Here is a 26735-nt window from a genome sequence, read left to right as displayed (position 1 = left end):
AAAAAACTCTAACTAGAGAGTTTTAACGTATTCTTTAAATATGTTACCACGAATTTCAAAATTTTCAAATTGGTCATAACTTGCACATGCAGGAGACAATACAATGATATCGCCAGGTATTGCATGCGATTTCGCCTCTATAAACGCTGTTTTCATCGAATCGACTTTGATGGCAAACGGAAATACTTCACAAATTTGATCAGCACTCTCACCAAATACATACAAGGTCTTAATGCGTGATTCATAAGGTTTAAGGAGATCAAATGAAATATGCTTATCAAAACCACCCGCTAATAAGATAATGGGTTTTTCAAAGGCTTGAAGACATACCTCTGTAGACTCTGGATTGGTTGCTTTTGAATCATTATAATAACGAACCCCATCCACTTCATCCACAAATTCAATACGGTGTTCCACACCACTAAATGTTTGAATCACATTTTGAATGGCTTGAAGATCAACACCCGCTAGAAAAGCAAGGCTCGCCGCAAAAGCAGCATTCATTAAATTATGCGCCCCCACTAATTTTAAAGACGCAACCTCGAACAATGCTTGGTCCAGGAAATATACCCAACCTTGACGGACACATATATCGGCATCATGAGTAATTGATAAATTATAAACCGTTCCTTGATAATCGCGTGTTAAGCGCATAATGTTTTCATCATCACAGTTACGAATAAATGTTTTAACGTTGGGTAGGATATTTAGCTTTGCCTTGTAATAGTCATCAACCTGGTCGTAACGATCCATATGATCGGGACTTAAATTCATAAGCGCATAAACTTCCGGTGAAAAGGTCGGTGTTCCTTCCATTTGGAAAGCCGATATCTCTAAGGCGACATCACGAACAACATCTCCATCGCGATAAACCGCTTCACTCAATGCATATCCCACATTCCCTGCAAGCAATGCGTTCGAATCTTTCTTTAATAACATTTCATGAAGACATGTAGTTGTGGTTGTTTTACCATTGGTCCCCGATATCGCATAAAACATTGCGTTTTTCGCATACCGTGATGCAATTTCGATTTCATTATAGGTACGTGAAAATTGGGATACAAGTGGATGATCATTTGGAATCCCAGGATTTTTAATTACATAATCGTAAGGTGCAACAAGACGCAGATCTTTATCATCTAAAGAAACTTTGATCCCCAAAGCTTCAAGTTCATGACGCTCCGGAAAGTCTTGATTTGTCGTCAAAATCACTTCAAAACCTTCTTTATTGAGAAGACGAGCACATCCAATCCCTGAACGTGCTCCTCCAATAATTAACGCATTCATACTATGCAATCGCGTTTAAGGCTAAACCAATGATGGCAAACGCTACACCAAGTGCATAGAAGAAATTGACGACATTTTCCTCTTTCCATCCATTGAGTGTAAAACTGTAATGAATCGGCGTATATTTAAATACTTTTTTATGTCTTAATTTCCAAGACGTCCGTTGAATAATAACACAGAGTGTTTCAAAGACAAAAACGCCTCCAACAATCGCTAAAAGAATTTCTTTATTGAGCAATACCGATACCCCAGCAAATAAAGCCCCTAAAGCAAGCGATCCGACATCACCCATGATAATCTTGGCAGGCTTGCGATTATAAACCAAAAATCCAAGAAGACCACCGATAACCGCTAAAAGAACCATAAATACATCCATGCGGTTCAAGGTGTATGCAACAAAAGCAAATGCTGCAAACGCAATAACACTTGTACCGCCAGCTAATCCGTCCATCCCATCAGTTAGGTTTACGGCATTTGAAGCACCCGCAAAAATAAACATTAACAGTGGTAAATAGAACCAACCCAGATCAATGGGTTCTTTCATAAATGGAAGTGCGAGTTTGTTATCACCACCCATTTTTATATAGATAACATAAAATAAAACAGCCAATAACAACTGTGAAAACATTTTAACTTTTGGTGAAAGACCGTCGTTTTTGCCTTCTTTCACAATTTTATAATCATCAATGAGACCAATCAGTGCATACATTGCGTACACACCGATAAGTAAAAGAACCGAGCCATTGAAATTAAATCCGTTAAAAACAAGAGCAACTAAAACCGAAACAACAACAAAAATAAAGCCTCCAAAAGTTGGTGTTTTTTGTTTGTTTTTAAATTCTTCTAATGCATATTCACTGACTTTTTGTTCCATATTGCTTGTTTGAAGATATTTAATAAATCTTGGATAAGCAACAACACTGAGCGCAAATGCTGTTAACATCGCGATAATTCCTACAATCATAATCTTTCTCCCTTACATCTTACTTATTATAACAAATTCTTAATTCAGTTTAAGTGAAACCGTATCTTCTTTTGTGAAAATTGTTCCTGGCGGAATAGACTGTTCAGTAACATATCCCGAACCCGACAGTTCCGCATTTAATCCCGAAATACTCATAAAACTGAGTACTTCTTTACGTGTCCACCCTTTAAAATCTGGTAAGGTCATATTATGATCGCCAGCATAGAGATAAACCCGCTCATTATTGATAACCTGACGATTTACTTCGGGTTTCTGGTTAATAACCGTTTCACCATCACCAATTACAACAGGTTTGTAACCTAAAGACTCAAGTGACTCTTTCGCTTTAGGAACCGGTGAATTAATATAATTTTGAAGTTCCTGAACTGTTATTTCAGAAATAGATTCCTTACCACCTTCGTTGGTCATACCGTAAGTCGCAGCGATTTTATGAAGGACATCACGAATGTAAACCGCTGAATAATCAACATCATGACCATAATTCGCTTTATAGGCTGTATAAACAAGCACTTCCGGATCTTCATACGGTAATGCTACCGCACTTGAAAAGTTATAGATTGTTGGGGAATAACCCGGTACCCCTTCAACAACCGTTTGCGCAGTACCTGTCTTCGCAATCACATTAGTCTCGGGAATATTAAAACGATACCCTGAACCCGTAATATCTACAACATATCGCATTAAATCTTGAACTTTTTTTGCGGTTTCTTCAGAAAAGACTTTACCAAGATTTTGGGTTTGTCCTTTATAAATAACTTCACCAGTCTGTGAATTTTTAATTTCATCGATGTAATAAGGTTTAACCATAACACCTTTATTTAAAACAGACGTGTAAGCTTGAGCAAGCTGTAAGATCGAAGCACTTGACCCTTGACCAAAACCGTTACTGATTTTCTCTAGCGGTTCTTGCCATAAATCATAGCCTTGTTCTTCTGGTATTTTATCCGTATTTACGTTTTTATAAAAACCAAGTTTATATAAATAATCGTGGAACACTTCTGGATCTAGTTTATTCGTAAGTAATTCCGCGATCATAACGTTCGAACTTAATGCATACCCATAGTCATATCGCATTTGACCATAAGTATGACCCCCTGCATTGGTAATGGTATGAACACTGCCATCCTCAGAGGGTAATCGGTATGCTTTATTATTTTCAACCCCAACATGGAATGGATTGGAATCAAATGTTTCCTCATTATTCCAGACACCTTCTTCAATGGCTGCAGCGACGGTGAATGTTTTCATCGTTGAACCCGGTTCAAAAGTACTTTGAGATACACGGTTCGTAAAACCATTACTGAAATCAGGCGCATTCGGGTCAAAACTTGGTGCATCTCCCCACGCTAAAATCTTTCCAGTTTTAACTTCCATAACAAGTCCCCAAGCTTCTGATGCCTTAACACCCGGATCTTGGGTGATGCCAAGCAGTGCACGTTCTAATGAATCTTGAATCCCACGATCAAGGGTTAACTTTACATCATTACCATTAATTGGATCTTTCCGCTGTCCATCATCGAAACGAAGTCTAAAATTATCACGATCATGGGTGTATTGTTCAAATCCATTGGTTCCTTCCAATACATCATTATAGGCACTTTCGAGTCCCATCTGACCAACTTGCCCCTCTTCCAATTCATCATATTGTGAGTAACCAATCAACTTCGATGCAAAAACTTTTAAAGGATAATTCCGGGTAATAATTTTTTCAAACATCAATCCCGGAATTCCCGAGTTTTCAAGCTCTGTTTTTTGATCTAAGCTTAAATACTTACCGGCATATCCAAACTCTACTTGAAGCGCATCTTGACTAATAATTTCCATAACTTTATCATATGGCGTTCCAATAACCTCGCTAATAACCTGTGCTGCCTTTTCTTTGTCATCAATATGTGCAGGCGTTTTATCCGAATGCATCCGTGATTCATCAAGACTTGCTTGTAACGTATAGGCAACAAGATCTTGTGCGATTACCGTATCATTTCGATCAACAATTTTACCACGATTCGCAGGAATTTTACGTTCTACTGTATGGATTCCATTGATGTCATCACGAAAATCCGTACCCGAGTTTAAATGATAACCCAGTACGGATACAACAAAAACATTGGCACCCACTACAACAAAGAGGAGCGCCATTGTGATTGATACAATTAAAACTTTATAGTTTGCACTTTTTCGTAACTTCTTCTTTTCCAAATCTAATCACCATGCTTTACGGTTACAACATTATGTGTGTTATCTAATCCAGCTTCTGTTGCGATTGACACCACGCGGTTTGAATCACTTAAATCTTGAATCTCAGCTGTTAGCTTTTCATTATTGACATTAATATCTGCTTGTTGTTGTTTAACAACTTGAATTTCTCGTGCAAGACGTGCATTTTCAGAACGAACAAAAATTTGCGTAACAAATGAAAATAATAATGCTATCGTGAATACAAAACCAACAAGTCCACTCCAACGAATTGTTTTCTTTTTTCTTTTAATTACGTGTTTTGCCATAATTATTTCACCCTTTCGATCCCTCTTAAGATTGCACTATGTGCGCGATTATTAAACTCTAATTCTTCTGCAGAGGCCTTGAGTGCCTTTGAAACCAATTTATAATTAAGTACTTGTTCTTCAATGATTGGTAGTTTTGGATCAACCTTTTTGGGTTTACCGTAGTTACTGAAGATTCGTTTAACAATTCTATCTTCGATAGAATGGAATGTGATAACAACAACACGGCCACCTGGCTTAATAACATGAACCGCTTGTTCAACTGCATCCTTAACTTCTTCAAACTCATTATTAACTTCGATACGCAAAGCTTGAAATGTTTTCTTAGCCGGATGTCCCTTTTTAAGTTCTTTTCCTGGATATGCACGTTTGATCAACTCAACGAGTTCAAATGTTGTTTCCACAGGTCTATTTTCAATTATCTGTTTAACAATACGACGTGCATATCGCTCATCCGAATTGTCTTTCAGTATCTGTACCAATTTTTCTTCATCATATTCATTCACAACTTCATAAGCACTGAGCGCTTGGGTTTGATCCATACGCATATCCAACCTGCTATCAAAACGATAACTGAATCCACGATCTGCATCATCAAACTGAGGTGATGAGACGCCTAAGTCAAATAGAACCCCATCCACTTCGTGAATACCCAACTCATTGAGTTTATCCGTAAGTTGCGTATAACTCCCGTGAACCATCGTGACTTTATCACCGAAACCTTCGAGGCGTTTGGAAGTACGTTCAATCGCATCCAAATCTTTATCAAACCCAATAAGTCTTCCTGTTGTCAATTGCTTACAAATTTCATAGCTATGACCTCCGGCACCTAATGTTGCGTCAACATATATTCCTTCTGGATTTATATTTAATAATTCAATTGTTTCATCAAGCATGACTGATATATGTTTCATTAGAAAAACTCCGTTAGCGATTCTGCTATTTCTTCAAAATTCTCGCTCGCTGCATCACAGTATTCAGTCCATCGTGTTTGATCCCAAATCTCAACATGATCGCTTACCCCAACTACAACACAATTTTTTGTTAACTTTGCTTCTTGTGTTAAATGTGCAGGGATACGAATCCGACCTTGCGAATCCAGATCACATTCGGCGGCCTTGGACATAATCATATGTGTATACATACGAACTTCTCGTTTCGTTGATGGCAACTTTTTTAAGTTCTCATAGACTTGTTGCCATTGTTCAAGTGTGTAAAGTGCGAGGCATCCATCGAGCCAACGCGTAACAATCATTGCTTCGCCGAGCTCCTCACGGAATTTAGCGGGAACAATGATTCTTCCTTTGGTATCGATATTGTGCTGATATTCTCCAATAAACATTGAATTGTCCCCACTTTCCTCCACTTCTTACCACTTTGTACCACTATTGTATCATATCACCTGATATATGGGAAGAAATCAACCCACAGAAAAAGGAGTGGCATAAGCCACTCCCAAAGCGTTTTTTTATCATTTCACGATTATTTCAGAAAACTTAAGATTAAATTTCGTACAAATTGAACTTTTAAGGCTAAGATTGCGATTATATACGCCAATACTGCTACAAGGATGATGACAATCGTCGACAATTTACCCGGAATCAAGTATTGAACAGGATTTTTGAGGAGTACAACCACAACACCCATAATGAATGCTGCCAATGTAATCTTGATGAAATCCAATGCAATAAAACGCAAGCGCGAACGCGGTATATGTTTCTTCATACTCTTATATAACGGAACACATGAAATCAATGCCGCCAAGGAGTACGCAAAGGACAATCCAGCCAAAGGCATTCCAAATTTACCGAAAATAAAACTAAACAACACCATTCCGACAACAAACAGTACCGATACAAGAACGGTATTGCGAACCGGCCCCTTCATATCGTGATACGCATAATGGATTCGGAACATTAACTCCCGCATCGCATATGCAAAAAGAACAATCGTATCACAAATAAAGATTGGAACAATCACAGAGATATCCGCAGGTGTTACTGCACCACGCAAGAATACAAACTCCACAATACCACGTGCTAAGGTTATAAATCCAACCATCGCTGGCAATACAAACAATGCAATCATCAGCACCGCATCGTTGATCGAATCATTCACCTTACGCATATCCTTCTCAACCACACTCTTTGCAATAGTTGGGTAGGTTACTTGGAGAATTGCGATAATAAAGATCCCTTGCACAAAACCAATAAGCTTCGTGGCATAAGTCATATAACTATAACCACCCTCACCTTGTAAAACGGTCGCATAATTTTTCATTACAATATCATTAAATTGACCTAGAAATGAAGATAGTACCAATGGCAACGCTAAAGCAACCATTGAACGTAAATCGTCATCTTTTAAATCAATAACAGCATGATATACAAAACCACTACGCCACATAAAGAATAAAATGATTACTGCTTGCACAATCAGCGCAATAAGTTGCGCATAACCAAGAATGTAAGGATTCCCTGCTTTACTACTAATGGCAATCCCTGCAATGACAATAAGATTCATTGGAATTGTTACCATTGCGGGAACGATAAAATTTCCTTTTACATTAAGATATCCTGTTCCCAGTTGCATCACCGCTACTGAGAAAACACCGAGGGATAACGTTCGGACGAAAACAACCGCATACGCCAATGTTTCACCTTTAAATCCACCCGCTACTATTTTTAGAACAACTTCCGGAACTAAAAACATAAAAAGCGATAACACTAAAGAAAACACAATCATAATGTTAAGAACATTACTTGCAAATCGATCACCACGTTTTTTGTCTTCATGAGAAATCTTTGTCAGCATTGGAATTACCCCGGTAATCAAAGCCGAACCAATCACTGACAACACAACCGTAGGGATTGCTACCGAAGCATTAAATGCATCGGTGATGGCCCCCATACCAAACATTGAAGATAAGGTAATATCACGGATAAAGCCTAAGACTTTAGACAGGACACCGATAAACATTACAATAATCGTCGTTTTTTTCATGTTAGATTACACGCCATTCTAGTTCTAACTCAACATCGTATTCATCTTTAACACGTTTCTTACATTCTTGAATCACAGCTTGAACATCTTCAACGGATGCTTGACCCACATTCACAATAAATCCAGGATGTTTCTCAGATACCATTGCATCACCCACACGGAATCCACGAAGATCAACACCATCAAAAAGTTTCCAAACAAAGAGTGATTCACCGTTTTTATCTTTTGGTCGCTTAAACACACTTCCTGCATTCGCATAATTACGTGGTTGTTTCACATAACGCTCATGGCGATAGTAAAGCATTTTTTCCAACGCTTGATTATAATCGCCTTCAATTGTTTTTAATCCACTTCGTAAAACATAAACCGGCAGGTCATTCAAACGTGAATAACGGTAACCGAAAAATGCTTCATCGGGAACAAGACGTTCAACTTCTTGTGTTTCATAATTAAACACTTCAATCCAATTTACAAATTGCCCAATCGCATATTGCCATTGACCCGCATTCATAATTAATGCACCACCAACAGTTCCAGGAATATCTTCACAGAATTCCATATCACCTAAAGATTGCTCACACGCAAACCATGCAAGACGATTTAAACGAACCCCTGATTCTGCAACAATCTCATTATCAACAATTTCCAAATCATTTAATAAAATTGTGATAATAAATACGGTATTATCATCATAATGCTCTTGAGAAAAAATCATGTTTGATCCATTTCCAACAAGAACAATGCGTTTCCCTGTATGATCGCGTAATGCTTCCACTAATCCATCAACAGTATGAGGAATTATCACCGTATCCGCTGTTACATCTAACCTCATTGTATTATAGCGTTTTAACGACGCATTTTTCATCACAAAATAATCTGCCATAAGAACTCCTTTTATATAGTGTTACCAATGATAAATATACACGTTACTGTTCAATTATTCAAGTTCACGTATAAGATTTGGTAAATCCGCAACGGTAAAAATTCCGAGCGGTTTTTCATTTTGTTTTCCTGTTTCTGTCACAATAATTGCAATGACACTTTTTCCACGATTGTGATTTGTCTCATAGACCTCCAACAATTCAGGAATCGACATGGTCAAGGGTACAAAAACAACCCGATCATCTGGTTGATAATATTTGAGTAAGTCCTCAACACGCATCATCGCTAAATCATAAGACGTACGTGACGCATCCTCCATCAGTCTTTGGTATAATCGCGGATGCACCACCCCAACATAAACATGTTTATTATACACCGGAATTGCCGAGTAATGTTGATGGTTTTGTTGCTTCACCATATCGAGCAATAACGTATCCGAAGGGACACTGAATGGTTTGTCATGCACTAAGTCCATCACTGTTTTACGATTATAAATTTTCGAGACAATTGTTTGAATATGCGTAACAACTGAGTCATGCGGTTCTGCAATCGCTTCTTCATTACCACCACGATTATGAACAATCGCATTACGCAATTGAGCATACTCCACTAAGTCTGTTTGAAAATGACGAATAACTTCATCTTTTCGCGCACCCATATGAACCATTTGCACAAAACCAACACTGGGATTATTTAATAAATTTCGCAAATACATTTCAATTTGTACAAAAGCATTTAAAAATAAAACTGAATTCGCTGTGGTATCGCCCACTACGACCCCTCCTTATTTGCGACGATTAAATCGCTAATTTGTTTTTGTATCGATGCAACACTTTCTTCTGAAGGCCAATATACATAATATTTATAACGACCATCTTGGCTGTAGGTTGGTTGCATATCACCGGTACCGCGAAGATAATCTTCTTCAAAATGCCAACGATCACTGGTTTCAATTTGTTTAGAAATCAATTTAGAGATACTACCATCATCCAGATTAGTATCAACAACTTGGCTTACAAGCCCTGTTAATTGTGGTGCCTTGATCAGGTTTTCAGTTTGTGTAGCTTTTTCAAAGATTGCCTTGACCAATTCTTGATGGTGTAAACCACGGGCAACATCACCATATTCTACATGGTCTCGCTCACGCGCAAAAGCCAGAGCCTTTTCACCATCAACATGATTCATGCCTTTCATAAACACATCCCCATTCTCAGTGATAAAATCATAATGAGAGAGAACATCCACACCTTCTAAGGTATCAACTATCTGAACCAAGCCTGTGAAGTTAACACGAATATAATAGTTAATATCAATATTAAATAGCTTTTCAAGCGTCTTAACGGAACAAGTAACGCCATAAAGACCTGCATGTGTCAACTTATCCATTTCACCATTTTCACACCCCAACGGAGCATATGTATCACGCGGGACAGAGACCGTTAAGACTTCGTTGGTATTAGGATTCACAGATAACAGAAGGTTCATATCACTTCGTGATCGTGTAACAACATCTCCATATACATCAATACCACTTAGATAAATGGTAAACGGTTCTTTTAAAACATCCACATGTTTCACAATAGAATCACGGCTTAGACGGTATTCATAGCTATTGACTAAAATCGTATCTTTTAAAAAGTCGGGATACAGAAAGGATAAGTTCGCAAGCATTGCTTTGTTTACAAAAAGCCCATCAATCTCTTGATCATAAAACGAAGAAACTACTTCATCTATATCCGAGAATTTCTTAAATCGATCGGTTCCAATCTCATTTTTAAGGTCATCAGAAATGGCCTCAAGATGATTTTCTTTTACACCATAGAGTCCAATAATCGGATTATTCGCGAATTCATGATCTTTCATTCGCAATAAATCATACTTAATGAGTTCGTATTCTTTAGTATCCGCCATTTGATCGACAAATCGTTGAGAACTAAATACAAATACACTGGTTATCAGGATACAAATCGCAATTAAATAACGCCAAAATGGTCGTTTGGTCACAATCATGACCACCATTGCAACGATAACCGCCACAACTAATATTATAAGACGGTTCCGTATCGGCATATACTTCGTAAATACTAAAACGCATGCTAAGCATGCGAATGAAAAAATTACTGCCAATGGACCGAAAACGACTGATTTACGATTCATACTAAACACTCACTTTCCCAAATTTTCCCATATTTTCACATAAAAAAATCTTGGATATCCAAGACTTAATTATATTATTTAACCTCGTCGCGATTTGCACGGTGTGGTAATTTCCACTCCCCAGTTTGAGGATCTTTAGCTAATGTCACATTAGGTAATTTGTAATGTGTACGACGTTTGTTTTTTCTTGCTTTAGATGTGCGTCTTTTTGGAACTGCCATCGTCTCACCTCCATTTAATCAAACTTAAAGTCTTTTAGTTTTGCAAGTCTAGGATCAATCTCTTGACTCTTCTCTTTTGTATAATCTTCTTCAGTCATAACCTGCCAGCCATCTCCCTCTGGATATTCCTTAAGATCCGGATGGATTGCCTTTAGGGGAACTGCAGCTAAGATAGAATCCACGATATATGGATCAAGATCAAGCTCTTCACCTTCAATTTCAATACCTACTTCGTCATCTTCGAGTTTCTCGAAACTAAACACATCACCAACTGGAATCGAAAATTCGATATCAAATGGTTCAAGTGTAATGGCGCAGGGTACTGTCATAATACCTTCTATTGTCAGATCGGTAATTAATTTAGAAGTGTGTTCGTCATAATAACCATGACCTACTGCGAAGATCTCACGTAAAGCAGTACATAGAGAAAAACCTTTCAAGAGATCTTGATCGATGATAATTTCCTCGTCTATTTCTAAACGTGGTGATTTTAACCGATCTAAATCAGCTCTATAAAATTTCATACTCTCACCCTACTCTTTAACGCTACTTAATTATATAGATTACAAACTGGAATGTCAAACGAAACCGTTCATGTTTTCGATGATTCGTTTTTTTATAAAATCAACCTTAATTTTGTATAACCTGTATAATTGTAAAACTAAAATAACATACTCTTTATATCCTTAATAGCATAACAAGTCAAGATTTATTTATTTTAGACCAATAAGATTCTTAAACACAAAAAAAGAAAAGCTCTATTATCAGCTTCTCTTTTTTTCTATTTATTTATAAGGGGAAAGATTATGTATGATTTTTGGTTATTCATAAGGGGATATGAATAAAGGAGAAGAGGAATCATACGTGTAAGAGTTTCTTCTTACACTTGAATCATACACAAATAATATGTAAGAAATATACCAGAAGTATGTAAGATTATGTGACTGGTATTTTTTCAATCGCATCGTCATAGACTTCTTTAACTTTTTGCATACTAACGTGCGTATAGATTTGCGTTGTACTCAGAGATTCATGACCCAAAAGCGTTTGAACAACACGTAAACTCGCACCATTGTCCAATAAATGCGTCGCAAAGCTATGTCGCAACATATGTGGATGCAACTTCATCCGAAGTCCTGCGGTCTTACCTTGGTGCTCTAGAATGTGTTGTATTCCGCGTGGCGTAAGTGGATTTCCTCTTTGATTTAAAAAAACAGCATGTGATCTTGAACTATTAGCAATTTGAGGCCGATATACATTGAGATACGACCAAAGCTTAGGAACCAATGATTCATAGAAAAAAAGTTGACGTTCTTTATTTCCTTTACCAATTACCCGTAACGATCGTTCTGTGAGATCTAAATCATGAATCTGTAAATCAACAACTTCACTTACCCGCAAACCACATGCGTACATCAATTCAATCATCACCTGATTTCGCACACCTAAGACAGAATCATCACAACTTAGGAGTAGTGTTTCAATTTCATCGTACATGAGAAAATGGGGAAGATGTCTTCCTTGTCGTTTAATCTTAATTTGTTGAAACGGATTGTCTGCAAGTCCGTAATTGACCTGCAGAAATTTATAGAAAGATCGTAATGTCGATATTTTACGTGCAACACTTGCACTTGACAGTTTTGAATCATAAAGCATATTTAAGTAATCGTATGCTGTCGAGCGTCCTACATCTTTTAACGGTATGTCTTCAATAAAATCAAGAAATTGCCGAATATCACGTTCATATGCAAGATTTGTATGCTCGGATGACGTATTGGTTATCGCAATATGACGCATAAAATCGATTACAATATCTTCAGTCTTCATTCAATCACCTCTTTTTTTATTATACGCTAATCTCAAGAAAAAAAGACACCGAAGTGTCTTAACCAAACTGTGAAACGAGCTTATCGATATGTGCAAGACTGCGAACCGACATTGCTTCACGATCTTTTAAACGATTGCCTACAATTCCAAAGTTTGCATTCATCGGTTGGAATTGTGAGGGATTCGCATGTGAAACATAATAAGCCATCGAACCCATGACTGTTTCTTGAGGTAAGTCAATCAACGGTTCTTGTTTAAGGAATTGAGCCATATTAAGTGCCGCTACAAGTCCACTGGCCGCCGATTCAACATACCCTTCCACGCCACTCACTTGTCCCGCAAAGAAAAGCGTTGGTTGCGTTTTTGATTGATAGTGATGGTTGAGAAGTAATGGTGATTTAATGAAGGTATTACGGTGCATCACACCATAGCGAACAATTTCAGCATTTTCCAATCCTGGTATCATTTGAATAATCCGTTTTTGATCTCCCCATTTTAATCGCGTTTGGAATCCTACGAGATTATACAGTGATCCAGCAGCATTATCTTGACGTAATTGTACGACAGCATAAGGGCGCGTACCATCTGGTTTTTCCAAACCAACAGGTTTTAACGGACCAAATAGCATGGTTTTGATACCACGGCGAGCCATAACTTCAACGGGCATACACCCTTCAAAAACTTTGACATCTTCAAAATCGCGCATTGGAGCTTCTTCCGCTTCTAAAATAGCACGATGGAATGCTTCAAATTGATCACGATCCATTGGACAGTTTATATAATCCTGACCATCACCCTTGTCATAACGTGATTTACGATAGGCAATATCAAAATTAATGCCATCCACAGAAACAATCGGTGCAATCGCATCATAAAAATACATCTCTGATTGTCCAAGATAATTCATTAAGTACTTTGAAAAATTATCAGATGTAAGGGGACCTGTCGCAACAATCGTTGGCAAATCATCCAGTTCCGTCATTTCACGATTTGAAATGATAATATTGTCCATTTTCGAAATTTTTTCTGATACCTTTTCACTAAAACCAACACGGTCAACGGCTAGCGCACTACCGGCTGGTAAACGATGTTCATCCGCTGATTTCATAATAATACTATCAAAACGACGCATTTCTTCTTTTAGTAGTCCAACAGCGTTATTTAAATCATCCGAACGAAATGAATTTGAACATACGAGTTCCGCAAAATGTTCTGTAACATGAGCTGGCGTCATTTTAACCGGACGCATCTCAACAAGTTCTACAATAAATCCACGTTTCGCAAGTTGATAAGCAGCTTCACTTCCTGCTAATCCTGCCCCTATAACTCTAACTTGAGGTTGTTTCATAATTACCATCCTTATCTTAATTTATGCCAAAGAAAACTGACATACACTTCAAATTATACGCGATGCATCACCTTCAAACGTGTTTAATGCACCATAATTTTAAAAGCGATGTCAGCGTTTATTTAATCTTTAATTTCTTCACCTAATGGTTCATGCTCCGTTGACGCTTCTTTCGGCTTTTTCGTCTTTGGTTTCTTAGCATTTTCATTGGGTTGAATGTATCGACATTTAGGGAATCCTGAACATCCTACAAAGAACGTTCCGTAACGGCTCTTACGTTTTACTAAAGGTTCACCACAATCCGGACACATTTCGCCCGTTTTCTCAGGCTCTGGACGTTTATCTTGATCCAGCGCACGATTGTATCGACACTCAGGGAAGTTACCACATGCAATAAATTTCCCAAAACGTCCAAATCGGTAAACAAGTTCACCGCCACAGTCGGGACAAACCTCTCCAACTTTCTCAACTTCGATTTTTTCCATTTTTTCATCAGCTTCTTCAAGCAATGGATAAAATTTATCGACAAATCGTTGCAGTGCTTCAACATTGTTTTCTTCACCTTCCGCAATACGATCAAGCTCATCTTCCATATTTGCGGTGTAATGAACGTTGATAATATCCGAAAAATGTTCTTGAAGTTTTTCGTTTGTAAGAATTCCTTGGTCAGTAGGTTTAAAGACTTTAGTTTTAGATGTTTCCGAAACTGCACCAAATGTTGCATATGCTCGGTAAACGATCGTTTCCAAAATCATTGAATAGGTACTTGGACGACCAATTCCCAATTCTTCCAATTCTTTGATCAAGCGCGCTTCTGTATAGCGTGCAGGTGGTTGTGTAAAGTGTTGGTTCTTTTCAATTTTTTGTGCATTATAAGCTTTTGCTTCATCCAACTCACCCATGACCTTATCGGTTGTCTTTTCGTATTCATATACTCTTAAGTAACCGTCAAATGTCATAATCGATCCACTACCATTAAAATCATAATCATTTTGACTGAAAACAACACTTACTGAATCGGAAATGGATGGTGCCATAAGCGATGCAAGTGTTCGGTAATAAATAAAACGATATAATTTATATTCATCAGGGGTCAGGTAAGATTTCACAGCTTCGGGGCGACGCGAAATACTTGTTGGTCGGATTGCCTCGTGAGCATCCTGAGTATTTTCAGTTTTCTTACCTTGACGGTATTTACCTAAATATTCTTTACCATATTCTTCTACAATAAATGCCTTTGCGTCATCCACAAACACATTGCTAAGACGTGTAGAATCCGTACGCATATAGGTAATCAAACCTTCTGTATCTGCACCCATCTGAATTCCTTCATAAAGCTTTTGAGCGACACGCATGGTTTTCTTTGCAGGAAAACCGAGACGTGTCGATGCTTCTTGTTGAAGTGTCGATGTAATGAAAGGAAGTTTTGATTCTTTCTTACGTTTCTTCTTCTCAAGCTTTGTAATTTTAAAAGGTCCTTGTGAGGCATCCAATACTGCTTGTGCTTCTGCTTCATTCGTAAGTTTTAGTTTCTTCCCTTTATAACGTTCTGCACTTGTCTCAATGATATTTCCCTCATTTTCAAAAAATGCGAGAACAGACCAGTATTCTTCTGGTGTAAATGCATCAATCTCTTTTTCGCGATCTACAATTAGTTTTAACGCAACTGATTGCACTCGACCTGCGCTTTTACTTTTAATTTTAGCTTGCAATAATTTTGAAAGTTTAAAACCAATAATTCGGTCAAGTATGCGTCGTGTTTCCTGTGATTTTACCAAATTCATATCAATATGACGTGGTGATTCAAATGCACTTAAAACAGCATCTTTTGTAATCTCGTTAAAAACAACACGATTATCTTGATCGAGATCAACGCCTAGTTCATTCGCAAGATGCCAAGAAATTGCCTCTCCCTCACGGTCGGGGTCAGTTGCAAGATAAACAGCATCCGCTTTCTTCGCTTTTGCTTTTAATTCTTTTACAACATCTTTCTTATCTTTACTTATTTTATAAGTTGCTTCAAAGTCATTATCAAAATCAACACCCAGACCGCCTTTACCGGTCGTCGCTAAATCTCGTATATGACCTTTTGAAGAAACAACCTCAAAATCCTCACCAAGATACTTCTCAATTGTTTTAGATTTTGAAGGTGACTCAACAATTACTAAATTTTTCATAGCCAACACTCCTTAGTTTATATATTGGATAAATCTTCGAGGTTTGTCAACACCTCGGCTCCCTCCTGGATCAAAAGATTGCATCCGACTCCTGAAATATCATCCAGATTATGAGGAAGACATACAACCCTTCGATTTAATTTCAATGCTTCATTAACCGTATGCATCGTCCCACTTCGCGCTAAAGCACTCATCACATAGATGCTTTGTGATAAAGCTGCAATCAAACGATTTCGAAATGGAAAATAATGCTTTTGTGGATGCACACCTATCGGATACTCCGAAATCACAAGATGCTTTTGTTTCATAACATCAAAAACTTCGCGATGCTTAAATGGATAACATATATCTAAACCACACCCTACCACAGCTATCGATTGAAAATCAAGTGCACACCGATGCGCCATGATATCAATGCCGTAAGCCAGACCCGAAACAATGGTATAGTGTTCCCTTACATTACGAACAAATAATTCAGTCATTCTTAGAGCGTATTTACTTGGAGTTCTCGAACCCACTACTGCAATACAACGGCTATGGAGTAACGAGAGATTCCCTTCATAAAAAATAACGAAGGGTGGATCGTCCAACTCATAAAAACACTTTGGATAATCTCGATCTCCATAACAAATATAGTTTCCTTGATATTCATATGAGGGAACCCTTTTTCCCTCATGAATGAAACGACATATACTAGAATAATCCCCTCTTAAATGGATTGCAAGATTTTTTAAGTAATTTCTCACATTATCACCATTATTAGTTAAGCAATAAAAAAAACAAGACCTAAATATCAAACGATATTTGTGTCTCGTCTTTAAATCGAAAAGATTTTCGATGAATGGGACAACGACCAAACTTGAGAATTGCTTCTTTATGTTGTTTCGTCCCATATCCTTTGTGTTTCGCAAAACCATACTCTGGAAACTCAAGGTCATAAACTTTCATGAGCCCATCTCGAACCGTTTTAGCCAAAATACTTGCGGCAGCTATCGAAAGCGAACGTGCATCCCCTTTAACGATTGCTTCACACGGAACCGTGAGGTCATCTAAAGGCATGGCGTCGGTTAACACAATATCTGCTTTGCTCTCAAGAGCAATTTTTTTCATAGCATTTTGAGTTGCTCGATAAATATTATCACGGTCGATGACATCCACTGGAATAATCTCTGTAAATGTCCATAATGCATTGGATTCAATAATGGAAACCAACGCATCGCGTTGTTTTTCACTTAATTGTTTAGAATCATTAATACGAGCGTCATAAAATCCTTTTGGGAAAATAACACCCGAAACAACACAGGGACCAGCCATTGGACCTCTACCTGCTTCATCAATCCCAACAACAAGTTTTCCTTGCTCCCAGTAATTGATTTCAAATTCTTCTATAAGCGATCCCATGTAATGCGTCCAATCCGACCGTTTTGAATATCACTCAAAAACGCGACTCGTGTTTTATCGTCGTTCACCGTTCCACCTTCACCAAGAAGACCGCGATAACGTCCCACTTGGTCATAAAAATTATCAAAGGATTCAAGTTCATAACGACGCTTTAACTCTTCAGGTTTATACTGAATATAGTAATCACGAGCATAATCTGTAACCAATGCCATTGGATATCCTGTATCTTTTACAGAGCCAATCACAGCACAAATAATCCCCATTTCCTCCGATTCAAATTTAGGCCACAACACACCGGGTGTATCAACCAATTCAAGATCTTGGGTTACTTTAATAAGCTTTAACGATTGGGTAACACCCGGTCTATTTTCAACACCTGCAGCCTTTCGGGCTGAGATTTTATTAATAACACTGGATTTCCCAACATTTGGAACACCTACAATTAATGCACGTGCGGTTCGAGGACGAATTCCACGACATTTATCGCGTTCACGTTTCTCTTTTAAGACGATATCCGTCTTTTCAATAATCATTTTACGTACGGGATCGTTAATCACATCCACCAAAAGTACGACATTACCTTCCGATTCAAGCTTTTCAACCCACATTTCACTCTGTTTTGGGTCCGCTAAATCTTTTTTTGTCAAAACAATAAGACGTTTCTTTTGTCCAATTGACCGTGACAAAACAGGATTTCGAGTCGACATCGGTGCACGAGCGTCACGACATTCGATGACAAAATCAACGACTTTGATTTGTTCTTCAATCAAGCGAATCGCTTTTGCCATATGACCCGGAAACCAATGTACCTGTGACATCAAATCACGCTCCTATTTTCCTACTGTTCTTATTTTGTTAAATGGTATAAAGACAAAGACATCTTTACTTTTAATTGCTTCACGTTTAAAGGTTCCATAATCTCGAGAATCACTTGAACGAATACGGTTATCCCCTAGCATAAAATACTCACCTTCGGGCACCGTTATCGGACCAAAATCGCGAGAAAACTCTTTCCCTGTCGACGTCATTTCACGTACGTAATCTGTATCCAAGAAAGGTTGTTCAACTTCTTTCCCATCGATATATAATTTTTCATCACGTATTTCCACAACTTCACCTGGCAAACCAATTACACGCTTCACAATATGTTTTTTCTGTGAATCAAGATAGAGCACAAGAACATCAAAACGCTCTGGATCTTTCATTTTCATGCTTAAAATATTTGAAAAGCCTAATTCTTTATCGTTAAGACTCGGGTACATGGATAACCCTTCTACCCGAACAGGACGCGCAATAAATTGCGTTACTAAAATAACCAAAACAAGACTGATTACCATACTTTTAATAAAGTCTTTAACCGCAATTAAAAACTTATCATCGCCTTTATTCATTTCATACCCTCCCTACAATAAAGAAAAAGCCGTATAAATACGGCTAATACTAACGAATTTCTTTAATACGTGCTGATTTACCTGAACGGTCACGTAAGTAGTATAGTTTTGAACGACGTACTTTACCTTTACGTAATACAGTTACGCTGTCAATAATAGGTGAGTTGATTGGGAATGTACGTTCCACACCAATTCCTGATGACATTTTACGAACTGTAAATGATTCTGAAATACCTGTTCCTTGAGTTTTAATAACAACACCTTCAAATGCTTGAATACGTGTTTTTCCACCTTCTTGGATTTTAACGTCTACGCGTACTGTACATCCAGGACGGAATTCAGGAATGTCGTTACGTAATTGTGACTTTGTAATTTCTTGTACTAATGCTAATGACATAGTAATTCTCCTTTTTCTGTCTATATATGTTAAAACTGGTTCATAATGATTCCAACAGCGGAACCAGAGTGCTTTAAGCCTATATAATTTATCATAAACAGCTTAAATAATCAAGTAAAATTTTTCTAGGCTTTAAACATTGCTCTTATCAATATTTTGAAATCTCTGACATTGTCAATTTGAAATGAGATTATCTTTGAGATTCTTTTAAATATAGTTTATAAGACGTTTCTATTTACCCATAAAACGAGAGAGCATCTTCATTTGCTTCTGCATTTTTTCGTATTGGCTTAAAAGACGGTTCACGTCTGTTGTAGAGGTACCCGATCCTTCAGCAATACGACGCTTGCGTGTAGAACGAATAATTTTAGGATTGTTACGTTCTTCCGGAGTCATACTTAGAATCATTGCCTCAGTTTTTTTCATTGTACTTGATGCATCTGCGTCATCAATTTGACCTGCTAATTGATTCGCTCCTGGCATCATTTTCATTAGACCTGATAATGGACCCATTTTTGAAACTTGTTGTAATTGAATAAGCATATCATCAAGTGTAAATTGACCCTTCATCATGCGTTCCGCTGAACGTTCAGAAGCTTCGATATCCATTTTTTCTTGCGCTTTTTCTACAAGACTTACGATATCACCCATCCCTAAAATACGAGAAGCGGTACGATCTGGATAAAACTCATCCAACTCATCAATACCTTCCCCAACCCCAACAAACTTTACGGGAACTTGAGTCATGTATCGTACTGAGAGAATTGAACCACCACGCGAATCACCATCAAATTTAGTAGCAACAAGACCTGTAATGTTGAGTTTTTCTTTAAATCCATTCGCAACATGAATAACATCTTGACCACTCATTGCATCAACACTTAATAGAATTTCATCTGGTTTTGTTAGCGATTGAATATCGACAAGTTGTTGCATTAATGCTTCATCAATTTGTAATCGACCTGCAGTATCAATGAGAATAAGATCGAAATCCTTACCGTGTGCAAGCGCATTTTTTACCACCTCAACTGGGGTGCTGTTTTCTTGCGCATATACTTCCACACCGATTTGTGTTCCCAGGATTTTCAGCTGTTCAATTGCAGCAGGACGCGCTAAGTCTGCGGCAACCAACAAGACTTTTTTTCCTTCTTTGTTGAGCTTGTTTGCAATTTTCGCAATTGTCGTTGTTTTCCCTGAACCTTGCAAACCAACCATCATTAAAATTCCGGGTTTTTGATTAAAGCTAAGTTCGGATTTTTCTTCACCTAAAATCTCAATTAATTTGTCATTCACAATCTTGACAAACATTTGTGAAGGTTCAACATCGCGCGTCACTTTCATTCCAAGCGCTTCGCTGCGCGTATGTTCTAACAGTTCATTAATTACTTCTAAACTTACATCTGCTTCTAAAAGTGAAATTCGAATCTCACTTAATGCATCGGTAATATTTTTTTCGGAAAGTTTCCCCTTTCCGGTCATATTTCTAAATGTATCTTGTAATCGGTTTGTTAAATTATCGAATGCCATAACTTCCTCCTATAAGAACGATGGTGTATCTTCTTGTTTTTTCTTTGTAACTTCTACTACTTCGATGTTTTTAATTGCTTCATCAACCAGCGCATCAATATCAAGTCCCTCTTCAAAACGTAAAATCTTGTCCCCATGCGGTTTTGTTGTAGGGTTTTTCGGTGTAAAGATTGTACAGCAATCTTCAAATGGCAATATTGATGTTTCATAGGTATCAATCTTACGTGCGAGGTCAATTATCTCTACCTTATCATAAGTAATGAGAGGGCGTAAGATCGGTAATGTCCCAATATTTGTGATTTCTTTCATACTATGTAGTGTTTGTGATGCAACTTGACCAAGACTTTCACCATTGGCAATTGCAAGACAATTACGACGGAATGCAAGACGTTCCGCAATACGAAGCATGAAACGACGCATCATCGTAATGGCATAACTCTCTGGAACTTTTTTATAAATTTCCAGTTGAACATCAGTAAAAGGTACTACATTAATACGAATGTGATCTTGGTAATTTGTAAGTTGTTGGGCAAGGTCCATAACTTTCTTTTGCGCCTCGTCAGAAGTGTATGGCGGTGATGCAAAGTGGATTGCTTCAATACGAACCCCACGCTTCATCATCAAGTAAGCAGCGACCGGCGAATCAATTCCCCCCGAAAGCATCACCATAACTTTACCTTGAATCCCTACTGGATATCCACCAGCACCTTCAACGCGCCCCATCATGATATATGCTGAGTCACTTCGAACTTCAATGATAATCCCCACATCCGGCTTACGAACATCCACTTTGAATTCTGTTGTTTGTAAGATTTTGGTTGCAACATGGCGATTAATAACGTCAGAAATATGTTCATAGGATTTGTCATGACGACGAGCAATCACTTTAAACGTCGATTTGCCTTCTTCTTTTTGAATCATTTCTGCAGCGACATTCGCAATAACATCCAAATCTCGCTCAACTTTAACTGCAAGTGAAAAGGAACTTAAACCAAACACATGGCGCAGTTCATCACTAACAGCCAATCCATCTTCTCCATTTAAAGTAATATACAGACGATCGTATGTCTCACGATACGTTAGATTCGGAAATGCTACCAATTGCGAACGAACATTACGCACCAATTGTGCCGTAAAATTACGTCGGTTTTTCCCTTTTGTTGAAAGTTCACCATAACGGCAAACAATAAATTCATAGTTAGTGTTGTACATAATTTTTTATCTCCAATATTGTTTCACAAACTTTTTCGAGTTCTTCCATTGTCGTTAGGTGTGATAAACTGATGCGAACACTTGTAAGTGCGCATGTTTCATCACAGCCCATGGCTTTTAATACATGAGAAGGTTCCAACGACTTCGAATTACACGTACTCTGTGCTGATACGTATATGCCTTTTGCATTTAAGCCATTCATCATTATTTCCGATCCAACATTTAAAACTGACATGTTAAAGATATACGGTGAACCGTGAATATCTGAGTTAATGTGGATGTTTTCCATTCCATCGAAAGTATCGTATAAAAATTTATTCATGCGTATTATATCATTAAATGAGCGTTTGTGGTCCTCAACTGCCAATCGGAGTGTTTTCGCCCACAAAATTGCGGAAACATTATCTAAAGTTCCTCCACGCAATCCACCTTCTTGCTGTCCCCCATTAATCAGTGACAAACACTTAACATTTGCTTTTTTAACGAGCAATCCACTCCCCTTCAAACCATAAATTTTATGTGCAGAATAAGAAACACTATCAATTTGTTTCATGGGGAAATCATGGCGAGCGAGCGCTTGAACACCGTCAATATGAACATACGCACTCGAATATTTTTTCGTTATACGCGCCACTTCTTGAACATCAGTAATACTTCCAACTTCATTGTTAACAGCCATAACTGTGACAAGAACTGTATCTTTTCGAAGTTTTTGCTTCAATTCATCAAGTGAGATACATCCTTTTGTATCAACACTGAGATAATCAACTTCAAATCCAAATTCATCTTTTAATTGTTGCACAGCACCCATGACGGAGCTGTGTTCAACACATGTTGTGATGATATGTTTACCACGATGACGGTTTGCAAGGGCAATTCCCTTAATTGCAGTACTGTTTGATTCACTGGCTCCAGACGTGAAAAAAATCTCATGAGGGAGTACACCAAGCATTTTTGCTAATGCATCACGAGATTGCACTACAAGATCAGACACACGCTGGCCACCATAATGAAGTGAATCAGCATTTTCGTAATATTTTTCCATAATCACCAACGCATCCTTCAAAATTTCTGGACGCGTCGGTGTTGTACTTGAATAATCTAAATAAATTGGTTTATCGTGCGCTTTTTGCATTGTCACGAATCATCTCCTCATAAGCCGTATTCGGTCTATATCGATCAATAGAATTAATGATTGTAGTCAAACTCTGTGTATAATCACCACTATTGAAGGATAACTCTGCACGGGTTAATTCGGCATCGATATCGGGAACAAAAGCTCTAAATTTGTTTGCATAAACAATTGCATTTTCACACATGTCGACTACACCCACCAAGTTATTGACGTTGTTGTGTAGTTTGTAGATATAATCGATTGCCTCATCAACTGTAGCGTTTAAGAGTTTAACATCGATTACATCTTGACCTAGCATTTCTTTCACTTGATCAGTATATTTATAAGCACGTTCTAAATCCGAAGCATATTTATCGGAAATCGAAGGCAATGAACGTTTTTGAATTCTTACTTGAACATCATTAATGATAAGATGGAGCTTAAGTAATTGCTTCGTTGCGCGCACTTCATCTGCATTCGCACGTTCTACTTTTTCATTCATGGCAAGATACTCATCTTTAAGCATTGAAACATCTTGACCAAGTTCTTGCAGCGAAATAAGAATCGTTGAGGCCGGGATTTTTTCTTCCTCGATCATTCTTGAAACCTTCACACCGGATTCACTAAATTCTTGAATGCGTTGTGAGAATACGCCAACATTTTCAGTATACCCGTCGAAATTAAAACGCGTCTCAACTTTATGTGCATCCTTGCACATCTTACTGATGCTATCCACAAGAAACTCTAAGTTCTCAAACACTTCTTCACTTAACGCATCAACCTCACGTTGTGCTTTGTCTTCTTTTTGAATTGAGAGGGCAAGTTGTTCAAGTCGCTTTTGACTTTCCTTAAGACTCGTCCGTGACTTTTCAATTTCGCCTTGACCAATATTAATCAAGTCATCTTTAAGGATCTCACTTAAAACACCAATGTTTTTAGGAACTTCAAGATGCTCTACAAAAACTCCGTTCTGACGAACACCTTGATAAAGTTTTGAGACTTCATCCAGCAATTGTGGAATTAATCCTTTAGCGTGCTCATAAAGTTTGGGAATCTCTGTAATTTTAATTTCTAGATTATCAATTGAAGCACGTGTCTCTTCACTGATTTCCTGAGCTTTCATGAAATCAGATGCATACATCCATTCTTCAAAAACCGAAAAGTTTTGTTCAATTTCTTTAATTTGATCTTCAATTGTCGGGAATGCATCCCCCAATCCCGATGTATTTTCAATCGCATTTTTTTTCAATTCTCTAAATCGATCTTTTAATGTTGTAATCTCCATGCGTTGACGTGTTTCTTGCTCGAGTAACGTTTCGAGATTATCATTTAGGGAAACCGTCTGTTCCATGGATTCAGTAATCAATACATCCAAACGTGTTAAGTGTTTTGAAGCTTCTTTTAGTTTCCCAAATGCAAGTGCATCTTCAGAATCTGCAAGTGCATCTGAAATTTCTTCTTGACGTGCATTGATCTCACTAAACTCCGCCTTGCACTCTGAAACTTTTTTCTCAACATCCGGGTTTAATTTAGCCAACCCATTTGCTTTGTTTATTTTGAACAACACAGGAATACTCATGAGCTCGTTGTATCGCACCTCTAAGGTTTCAAAGGCTTTATTCAATCGACGTTTTTTAGCCATACGTATGTAGACAAAAACCCCAATGATTAACAGCACTAGGACAACAGCAATTATATATTTGTAGTCATTCATAAACTTTAATATCATCTGAAAATTCATACGTTCACCTCGTTGAATTTATTGTACCATAGATAGCTTAGTTCTTAAATGTGTTTCGTTGACTTTTCACCTCAATTTAGGTATATTATATAAGCGTCATATTTTTAGTGCAGCACGCAAAGTTATTAGCCACGTGTTTATCCCGCGGCAGGAATCAAAGTACCTACGCTGTACAGGGAAACGATTATAGATAAACTCAACTAGTAATAATTTGTGGAACTCGCTAATGACATATTAGGAGGTCAGTATTATGGCAAGAATTAAAGGTCCAGTTTGGAAAAAAGCACGTCGTTTAAGTTTCTCAATCCTCGAAACAGGTGAAGAGCTACAACGTCGCGATTATGCACCAGGACAACATGGTAAAGCACGTCGTCCAAAATTATCAAACTACGGTTTACAATTACGTGAGAAACAACGTATTCGTTATACATATGGAGTTACTGAAAAACAATTCTATAACACATTCAAAAAAGCTTCAAAACTTGAAGGTGTTGCAGGTCACAACTTCTTATTCATGTTAGAATCACGTTTAGATAACGTTGTATACCGCATGAACTTATCACGCACACGTCGTGGAGCGCGTCAATTAGTTAACCATGGTCATATCTTAGTAGATGGAAAAAAAGTTGATATTCCTTCATACATTGTAAAACCTGGTCAAACAATTGAAGTTAAAGAATCTTCACGTTCAATGGCAGCAATCAAAGATGCTTTAGAAGCTAATGTATCAATGGTTGATTATGTTACATTTGACAAAGATAAATTCAAAGGTGAATACAAACGTTTACCAGAACGTAGCGAATTAAACCAAGAAATTAATGAAGCATTAGTTGTTGAATTCTACAACCGTTAATCTTCATAATCCTAAAACTTCCTCAATGAGGAAGTTTTTTTTATGAGTATTTGAACACAAAGAAAAAACCATTCAATTATTTAGAATGGTTTTCTTTAAATCGTATGCTACTCATCGTCTTCTTCGGTTTTATCTACTACTTCTTCTTTTTTAGGTTCCTCTTTTTTTGAATCATCTTTATTGGATTTGGATTCCTCTTTTTTAGGTTCCTCATATTTTAATTTAAACTGAATAAACTCTCGTTGTGTTTCAAGTTTTGTATTATTACGCCATGAAACCAGAATATTCAATGTTACTTCTGGAACATCCACTTCCCCAGCAAGACTGATCCCACCCATATAGTTACGATCTTTTCGAACTTGCCCTGGAACTAAATTATATTCCGAATCAAAAATACCCGCAGTTGGCATCATTTTATCCGCATGGTAATCTTCGTTGTTTTCTAGAACAACAATTTCTACACCATACATGGCAATCTTTGGCTTATCAATCACAACGCCATAGACATATAAATCTTCATGTTTTTCAATGGTCGCCGAAATATCAAAGAAACGTGATGACTCAACAAAACGGTCATTATCGTTAATTGCATTCCAATAAGACTCATACCGTTTCAATTTTTCAGTATAGAGTTTTTTTTCATTCACTGAACACCCTGTTAACAACATCATGCTCAAGAGTACCAAAAATAGTTTTTTCATATTATAC

General features: G+C 37.6%; 26 protein-coding genes. 1 reads left to right on the top strand and 25 read right to left on the bottom strand.

Going from position 1 to position 26735, the window contains the following annotated elements; translation table 11 throughout:
* Positions 1 to 12: 12 nt before the first annotated feature.
* The 24 genes from murD to EPJ90_RS04080 all read right to left on the bottom strand — a co-directional run bounded on the left by murD (position 13) and on the right by EPJ90_RS04080 (position 25174).
* Complete coding sequence (gene murD, locus EPJ90_RS04195) at positions 13 to 1287, bottom strand: UDP-N-acetylmuramoyl-L-alanine--D-glutamate ligase (protein WP_161636640.1); 1275 nt, start codon at positions 1285 to 1287, stop codon at positions 13 to 15.
* 1 nt (position 1288) lies between these two features.
* Entirely contained in the window at positions 1289 to 2251 is a 963-nt protein-coding gene (mraY, locus tag EPJ90_RS04190; protein ID WP_125164699.1) for a phospho-N-acetylmuramoyl-pentapeptide-transferase, read from the bottom strand.
* Positions 2252 to 2290: 39 nt separating this feature from the next.
* A complete protein-coding gene (locus EPJ90_RS04185) occupies positions 2291 to 4471 on the bottom strand; it encodes a penicillin-binding protein (RefSeq protein WP_161636641.1) in 2181 nt (726 codons plus the stop codon).
* Positions 4472 to 4473: 2 nt separating this feature from the next.
* A complete protein-coding gene (locus EPJ90_RS04180; protein WP_125164701.1) occupies positions 4474 to 4776 on the bottom strand; it encodes a cell division protein FtsL in 303 nt (100 codons plus the stop codon).
* A gap of 2 nt (positions 4777 to 4778) precedes the next feature.
* Positions 4779 to 5690 carry a 16S rRNA (cytosine(1402)-N(4))-methyltransferase RsmH gene (gene rsmH / locus EPJ90_RS04175; protein WP_161636642.1) on the bottom strand — a complete coding sequence of 304 codons (912 nt, stop codon included), beginning with the start codon at positions 5688 to 5690 and terminating at the stop codon, positions 4779 to 4781.
* Complete coding sequence (mraZ, locus tag EPJ90_RS04170; RefSeq protein ID WP_181950055.1) at positions 5690 to 6118, bottom strand: division/cell wall cluster transcriptional repressor MraZ; 429 nt, start codon at positions 6116 to 6118, stop codon at positions 5690 to 5692. Before mraZ ends, rsmH begins: the two co-directional genes overlap by 1 nt.
* A 140-nt stretch (positions 6119 to 6258) precedes the next feature.
* Positions 6259 to 7779, bottom strand: coding sequence for a murein biosynthesis integral membrane protein MurJ (gene murJ, locus EPJ90_RS04165; RefSeq protein ID WP_161636643.1), 1521 nt, complete (start codon positions 7777 to 7779; stop codon positions 6259 to 6261).
* Position 7780: 1 nt separating this feature from the next.
* Positions 7781 to 8662 (bottom strand): UDP-N-acetylmuramate dehydrogenase, encoded by an 882-nt coding sequence (gene murB, locus EPJ90_RS04160; RefSeq protein WP_161636644.1) that lies wholly within the window; start codon positions 8660 to 8662, stop codon positions 7781 to 7783.
* Between the two features lie 54 nt (positions 8663 to 8716).
* Positions 8717 to 9433, bottom strand: coding sequence for a CBS domain-containing protein (locus EPJ90_RS04155; protein ID WP_161636645.1), 717 nt, complete (start codon positions 9431 to 9433; stop codon positions 8717 to 8719).
* Positions 9433 to 10818 carry an LCP family protein gene (locus tag EPJ90_RS04150; protein WP_161636646.1) on the bottom strand — a complete coding sequence of 462 codons (1386 nt, stop codon included), beginning with the start codon at positions 10816 to 10818 and terminating at the stop codon, positions 9433 to 9435. The genes EPJ90_RS04155 and EPJ90_RS04150 overlap by 1 nt, the downstream gene beginning before the upstream one ends.
* A 74-nt stretch (positions 10819 to 10892) precedes the next feature.
* Complete coding sequence (rpmF, locus tag EPJ90_RS04145; RefSeq protein WP_003773155.1) at positions 10893 to 11039, bottom strand: 50S ribosomal protein L32; 147 nt, start codon at positions 11037 to 11039, stop codon at positions 10893 to 10895.
* A 14-nt stretch (positions 11040 to 11053) separates the two neighbouring features.
* Positions 11054 to 11563, bottom strand: a complete 510-nt coding sequence (locus EPJ90_RS04140; protein WP_018578853.1) for a YceD family protein — start codon at positions 11561 to 11563, stop codon at positions 11054 to 11056.
* A 412-nt stretch (positions 11564 to 11975) separates the two neighbouring features.
* Positions 11976 to 12866 (bottom strand): site-specific tyrosine recombinase/integron integrase, encoded by an 891-nt coding sequence (gene xerA, locus EPJ90_RS04135; protein ID WP_161636647.1) that lies wholly within the window; start codon positions 12864 to 12866, stop codon positions 11976 to 11978.
* 58 nt (positions 12867 to 12924) lie between these two features.
* On the bottom strand, positions 12925 to 14214 hold the full coding sequence (gene trmFO / locus EPJ90_RS04130) for a methylenetetrahydrofolate--tRNA-(uracil(54)-C(5))-methyltransferase (FADH(2)-oxidizing) TrmFO (RefSeq protein WP_161636648.1): 1290 nt from the start codon (positions 14212 to 14214) through the stop codon (positions 12925 to 12927).
* 122 nt (positions 14215 to 14336) lie between these two features.
* On the bottom strand, positions 14337 to 16391 hold the full coding sequence (gene topA / locus EPJ90_RS04125) for a type I DNA topoisomerase (RefSeq protein WP_161636649.1): 2055 nt from the start codon (positions 16389 to 16391) through the stop codon (positions 14337 to 14339).
* Between the two features lie 17 nt (positions 16392 to 16408).
* Positions 16409 to 17137: a DNA-processing protein DprA gene (dprA, locus tag EPJ90_RS04120; RefSeq protein ID WP_200542704.1), complete on the bottom strand. Its 729-nt coding sequence runs from the start codon at positions 17135 to 17137 to the stop codon at positions 16409 to 16411.
* 40 nt (positions 17138 to 17177) lie between these two features.
* Entirely contained in the window at positions 17178 to 17792 is a 615-nt protein-coding gene (locus EPJ90_RS04115) for a ribonuclease HII (RefSeq protein ID WP_125164712.1), read from the bottom strand.
* On the bottom strand, positions 17777 to 18610 hold the full coding sequence (gene ylqF, locus EPJ90_RS04110) for a ribosome biogenesis GTPase YlqF (protein ID WP_200542703.1): 834 nt from the start codon (positions 18608 to 18610) through the stop codon (positions 17777 to 17779). The genes EPJ90_RS04115 and ylqF overlap by 16 nt, the downstream gene beginning before the upstream one ends.
* A gap of 12 nt (positions 18611 to 18622) precedes the next feature.
* Positions 18623 to 19183: a signal peptidase I gene (gene lepB / locus EPJ90_RS04105; protein WP_125164714.1), complete on the bottom strand. Its 561-nt coding sequence runs from the start codon at positions 19181 to 19183 to the stop codon at positions 18623 to 18625.
* Positions 19184 to 19232: 49 nt separating this feature from the next.
* Complete coding sequence (rplS, locus tag EPJ90_RS04100; protein WP_003773145.1) at positions 19233 to 19580, bottom strand: 50S ribosomal protein L19; 348 nt, start codon at positions 19578 to 19580, stop codon at positions 19233 to 19235.
* Between the two features lie 231 nt (positions 19581 to 19811).
* Complete coding sequence (gene ffh / locus EPJ90_RS04095) at positions 19812 to 21107, bottom strand: signal recognition particle protein (protein ID WP_200542702.1); 1296 nt, start codon at positions 21105 to 21107, stop codon at positions 19812 to 19814.
* Between the two features lie 9 nt (positions 21108 to 21116).
* On the bottom strand, positions 21117 to 22319 hold the full coding sequence (thiI, locus tag EPJ90_RS04090) for a tRNA uracil 4-sulfurtransferase ThiI (RefSeq protein ID WP_161636652.1): 1203 nt from the start codon (positions 22317 to 22319) through the stop codon (positions 21117 to 21119).
* Positions 22306 to 23454: a cysteine desulfurase family protein gene (locus EPJ90_RS04085; RefSeq protein WP_161636725.1), complete on the bottom strand. Its 1149-nt coding sequence runs from the start codon at positions 23452 to 23454 to the stop codon at positions 22306 to 22308. The genes thiI and EPJ90_RS04085 overlap by 14 nt, the downstream gene beginning before the upstream one ends.
* A complete protein-coding gene (locus EPJ90_RS04080) occupies positions 23435 to 25174 on the bottom strand; it encodes a septation ring formation regulator EzrA (RefSeq protein WP_200542701.1) in 1740 nt (579 codons plus the stop codon). The genes EPJ90_RS04085 and EPJ90_RS04080 overlap by 20 nt, the downstream gene beginning before the upstream one ends.
* A gap of 250 nt (positions 25175 to 25424) precedes the next feature.
* Between EPJ90_RS04080 and rpsD the strand changes: the two genes are divergently transcribed.
* Positions 25425 to 26027 (top strand): 30S ribosomal protein S4, encoded by a 603-nt coding sequence (gene rpsD / locus EPJ90_RS04075; protein ID WP_123171693.1) that lies wholly within the window; start codon positions 25425 to 25427, stop codon positions 26025 to 26027.
* A 107-nt stretch (positions 26028 to 26134) separates the two neighbouring features.
* Here the strand turns inward: rpsD and EPJ90_RS04070 are convergent, their stop codons facing one another.
* A complete protein-coding gene (locus tag EPJ90_RS04070) occupies positions 26135 to 26728 on the bottom strand; it encodes a membrane lipoprotein lipid attachment site-containing protein (RefSeq protein ID WP_125164718.1) in 594 nt (197 codons plus the stop codon).
* Between the last annotated feature and the right edge of the window lie 7 nt (positions 26729 to 26735).

This window comes from Erysipelothrix sp. strain 2 (EsS2-7-Brazil) (genome assembly GCF_016617655.1).
Taxonomy (GTDB): domain Bacteria; phylum Bacillota_I; class Bacilli_A; order Erysipelotrichales; family Erysipelotrichaceae; genus Erysipelothrix; species Erysipelothrix piscisicarius.
The sequence above is the reverse complement of the archived record's forward strand: the minus strand, read 5'-3'. Positions and strand labels throughout refer to the sequence as shown.

Coding starts and splice junctions, on each gene's coding strand:
- murD (WP_161636640.1), bottom strand. CDS start 1,287: ATGAATGCGTTAATTATTGGAGGAGCACGTTCAGGGATTGGATGTGCT.
- mraY (WP_125164699.1), bottom strand. CDS start 2,251: ATGATTGTAGGAATTATCGCGATGTTAACAGCATTTGCGCTCAGTGTT.
- EPJ90_RS04180 (WP_125164701.1), bottom strand. CDS start 4,776: ATGGCAAAACACGTAATTAAAAGAAAAAAGAAAACAATTCGTTGGAGT.
- rsmH (WP_161636642.1), bottom strand. CDS start 5,690: ATGAAACATATATCAGTCATGCTTGATGAAACAATTGAATTATTAAAT.
- mraZ (WP_181950055.1), bottom strand. CDS start 6,118: ATGTTTATTGGAGAATATCAGCACAATATCGATACCAAAGGAAGAATC.
- murJ (WP_161636643.1), bottom strand. CDS start 7,779: ATGAAAAAAACGACGATTATTGTAATGTTTATCGGTGTCCTGTCTAAA.
- murB (WP_161636644.1), bottom strand. CDS start 8,662: ATGGCAGATTATTTTGTGATGAAAAATGCGTCGTTAAAACGCTATAAT.
- EPJ90_RS04150 (WP_161636646.1), bottom strand. CDS start 10,818: ATGAATCGTAAATCAGTCGTTTTCGGTCCATTGGCAGTAATTTTTTCA.
- rpmF (WP_003773155.1), bottom strand. CDS start 11,039: ATGGCAGTTCCAAAAAGACGCACATCTAAAGCAAGAAAAAACAAACGT.
- EPJ90_RS04140 (WP_018578853.1), bottom strand. CDS start 11,563: ATGAAATTTTATAGAGCTGATTTAGATCGGTTAAAATCACCACGTTTA.
- xerA (WP_161636647.1), bottom strand. CDS start 12,866: ATGAAGACTGAAGATATTGTAATCGATTTTATGCGTCATATTGCGATA.
- trmFO (WP_161636648.1), bottom strand. CDS start 14,214: ATGAAACAACCTCAAGTTAGAGTTATAGGGGCAGGATTAGCAGGAAGT.
- topA (WP_161636649.1), bottom strand. CDS start 16,391: ATGAAAAATTTAGTAATTGTTGAGTCACCTTCAAAATCTAAAACAATT.
- EPJ90_RS04115 (WP_125164712.1), bottom strand. CDS start 17,792: ATGGGATCGCTTATAGAAGAATTTGAAATCAATTACTGGGAGCAAGGA.
- ylqF (WP_200542703.1), bottom strand. CDS start 18,610: ATGTCACAGGTACATTGGTTTCCGGGTCATATGGCAAAAGCGATTCGC.
- lepB (WP_125164714.1), bottom strand. CDS start 19,183: ATGAATAAAGGCGATGATAAGTTTTTAATTGCGGTTAAAGACTTTATT.
- rplS (WP_003773145.1), bottom strand. CDS start 19,580: ATGTCATTAGCATTAGTACAAGAAATTACAAAGTCACAATTACGTAAC.
- ffh (WP_200542702.1), bottom strand. CDS start 21,107: ATGGCATTCGATAATTTAACAAACCGATTACAAGATACATTTAGAAAT.
- thiI (WP_161636652.1), bottom strand. CDS start 22,319: ATGTACAACACTAACTATGAATTTATTGTTTGCCGTTATGGTGAACTT.
- EPJ90_RS04085 (WP_161636725.1), bottom strand. CDS start 23,454: ATGCAAAAAGCGCACGATAAACCAATTTATTTAGATTATTCAAGTACA.
- EPJ90_RS04080 (WP_200542701.1), bottom strand. CDS start 25,174: ATGAATTTTCAGATGATATTAAAGTTTATGAATGACTACAAATATATA.
- rpsD (WP_123171693.1), top strand. CDS start 25,425: ATGGCAAGAATTAAAGGTCCAGTTTGGAAAAAAGCACGTCGTTTAAGT.
- EPJ90_RS04070 (WP_125164718.1), bottom strand. CDS start 26,728: ATGAAAAAACTATTTTTGGTACTCTTGAGCATGATGTTGTTAACAGGG.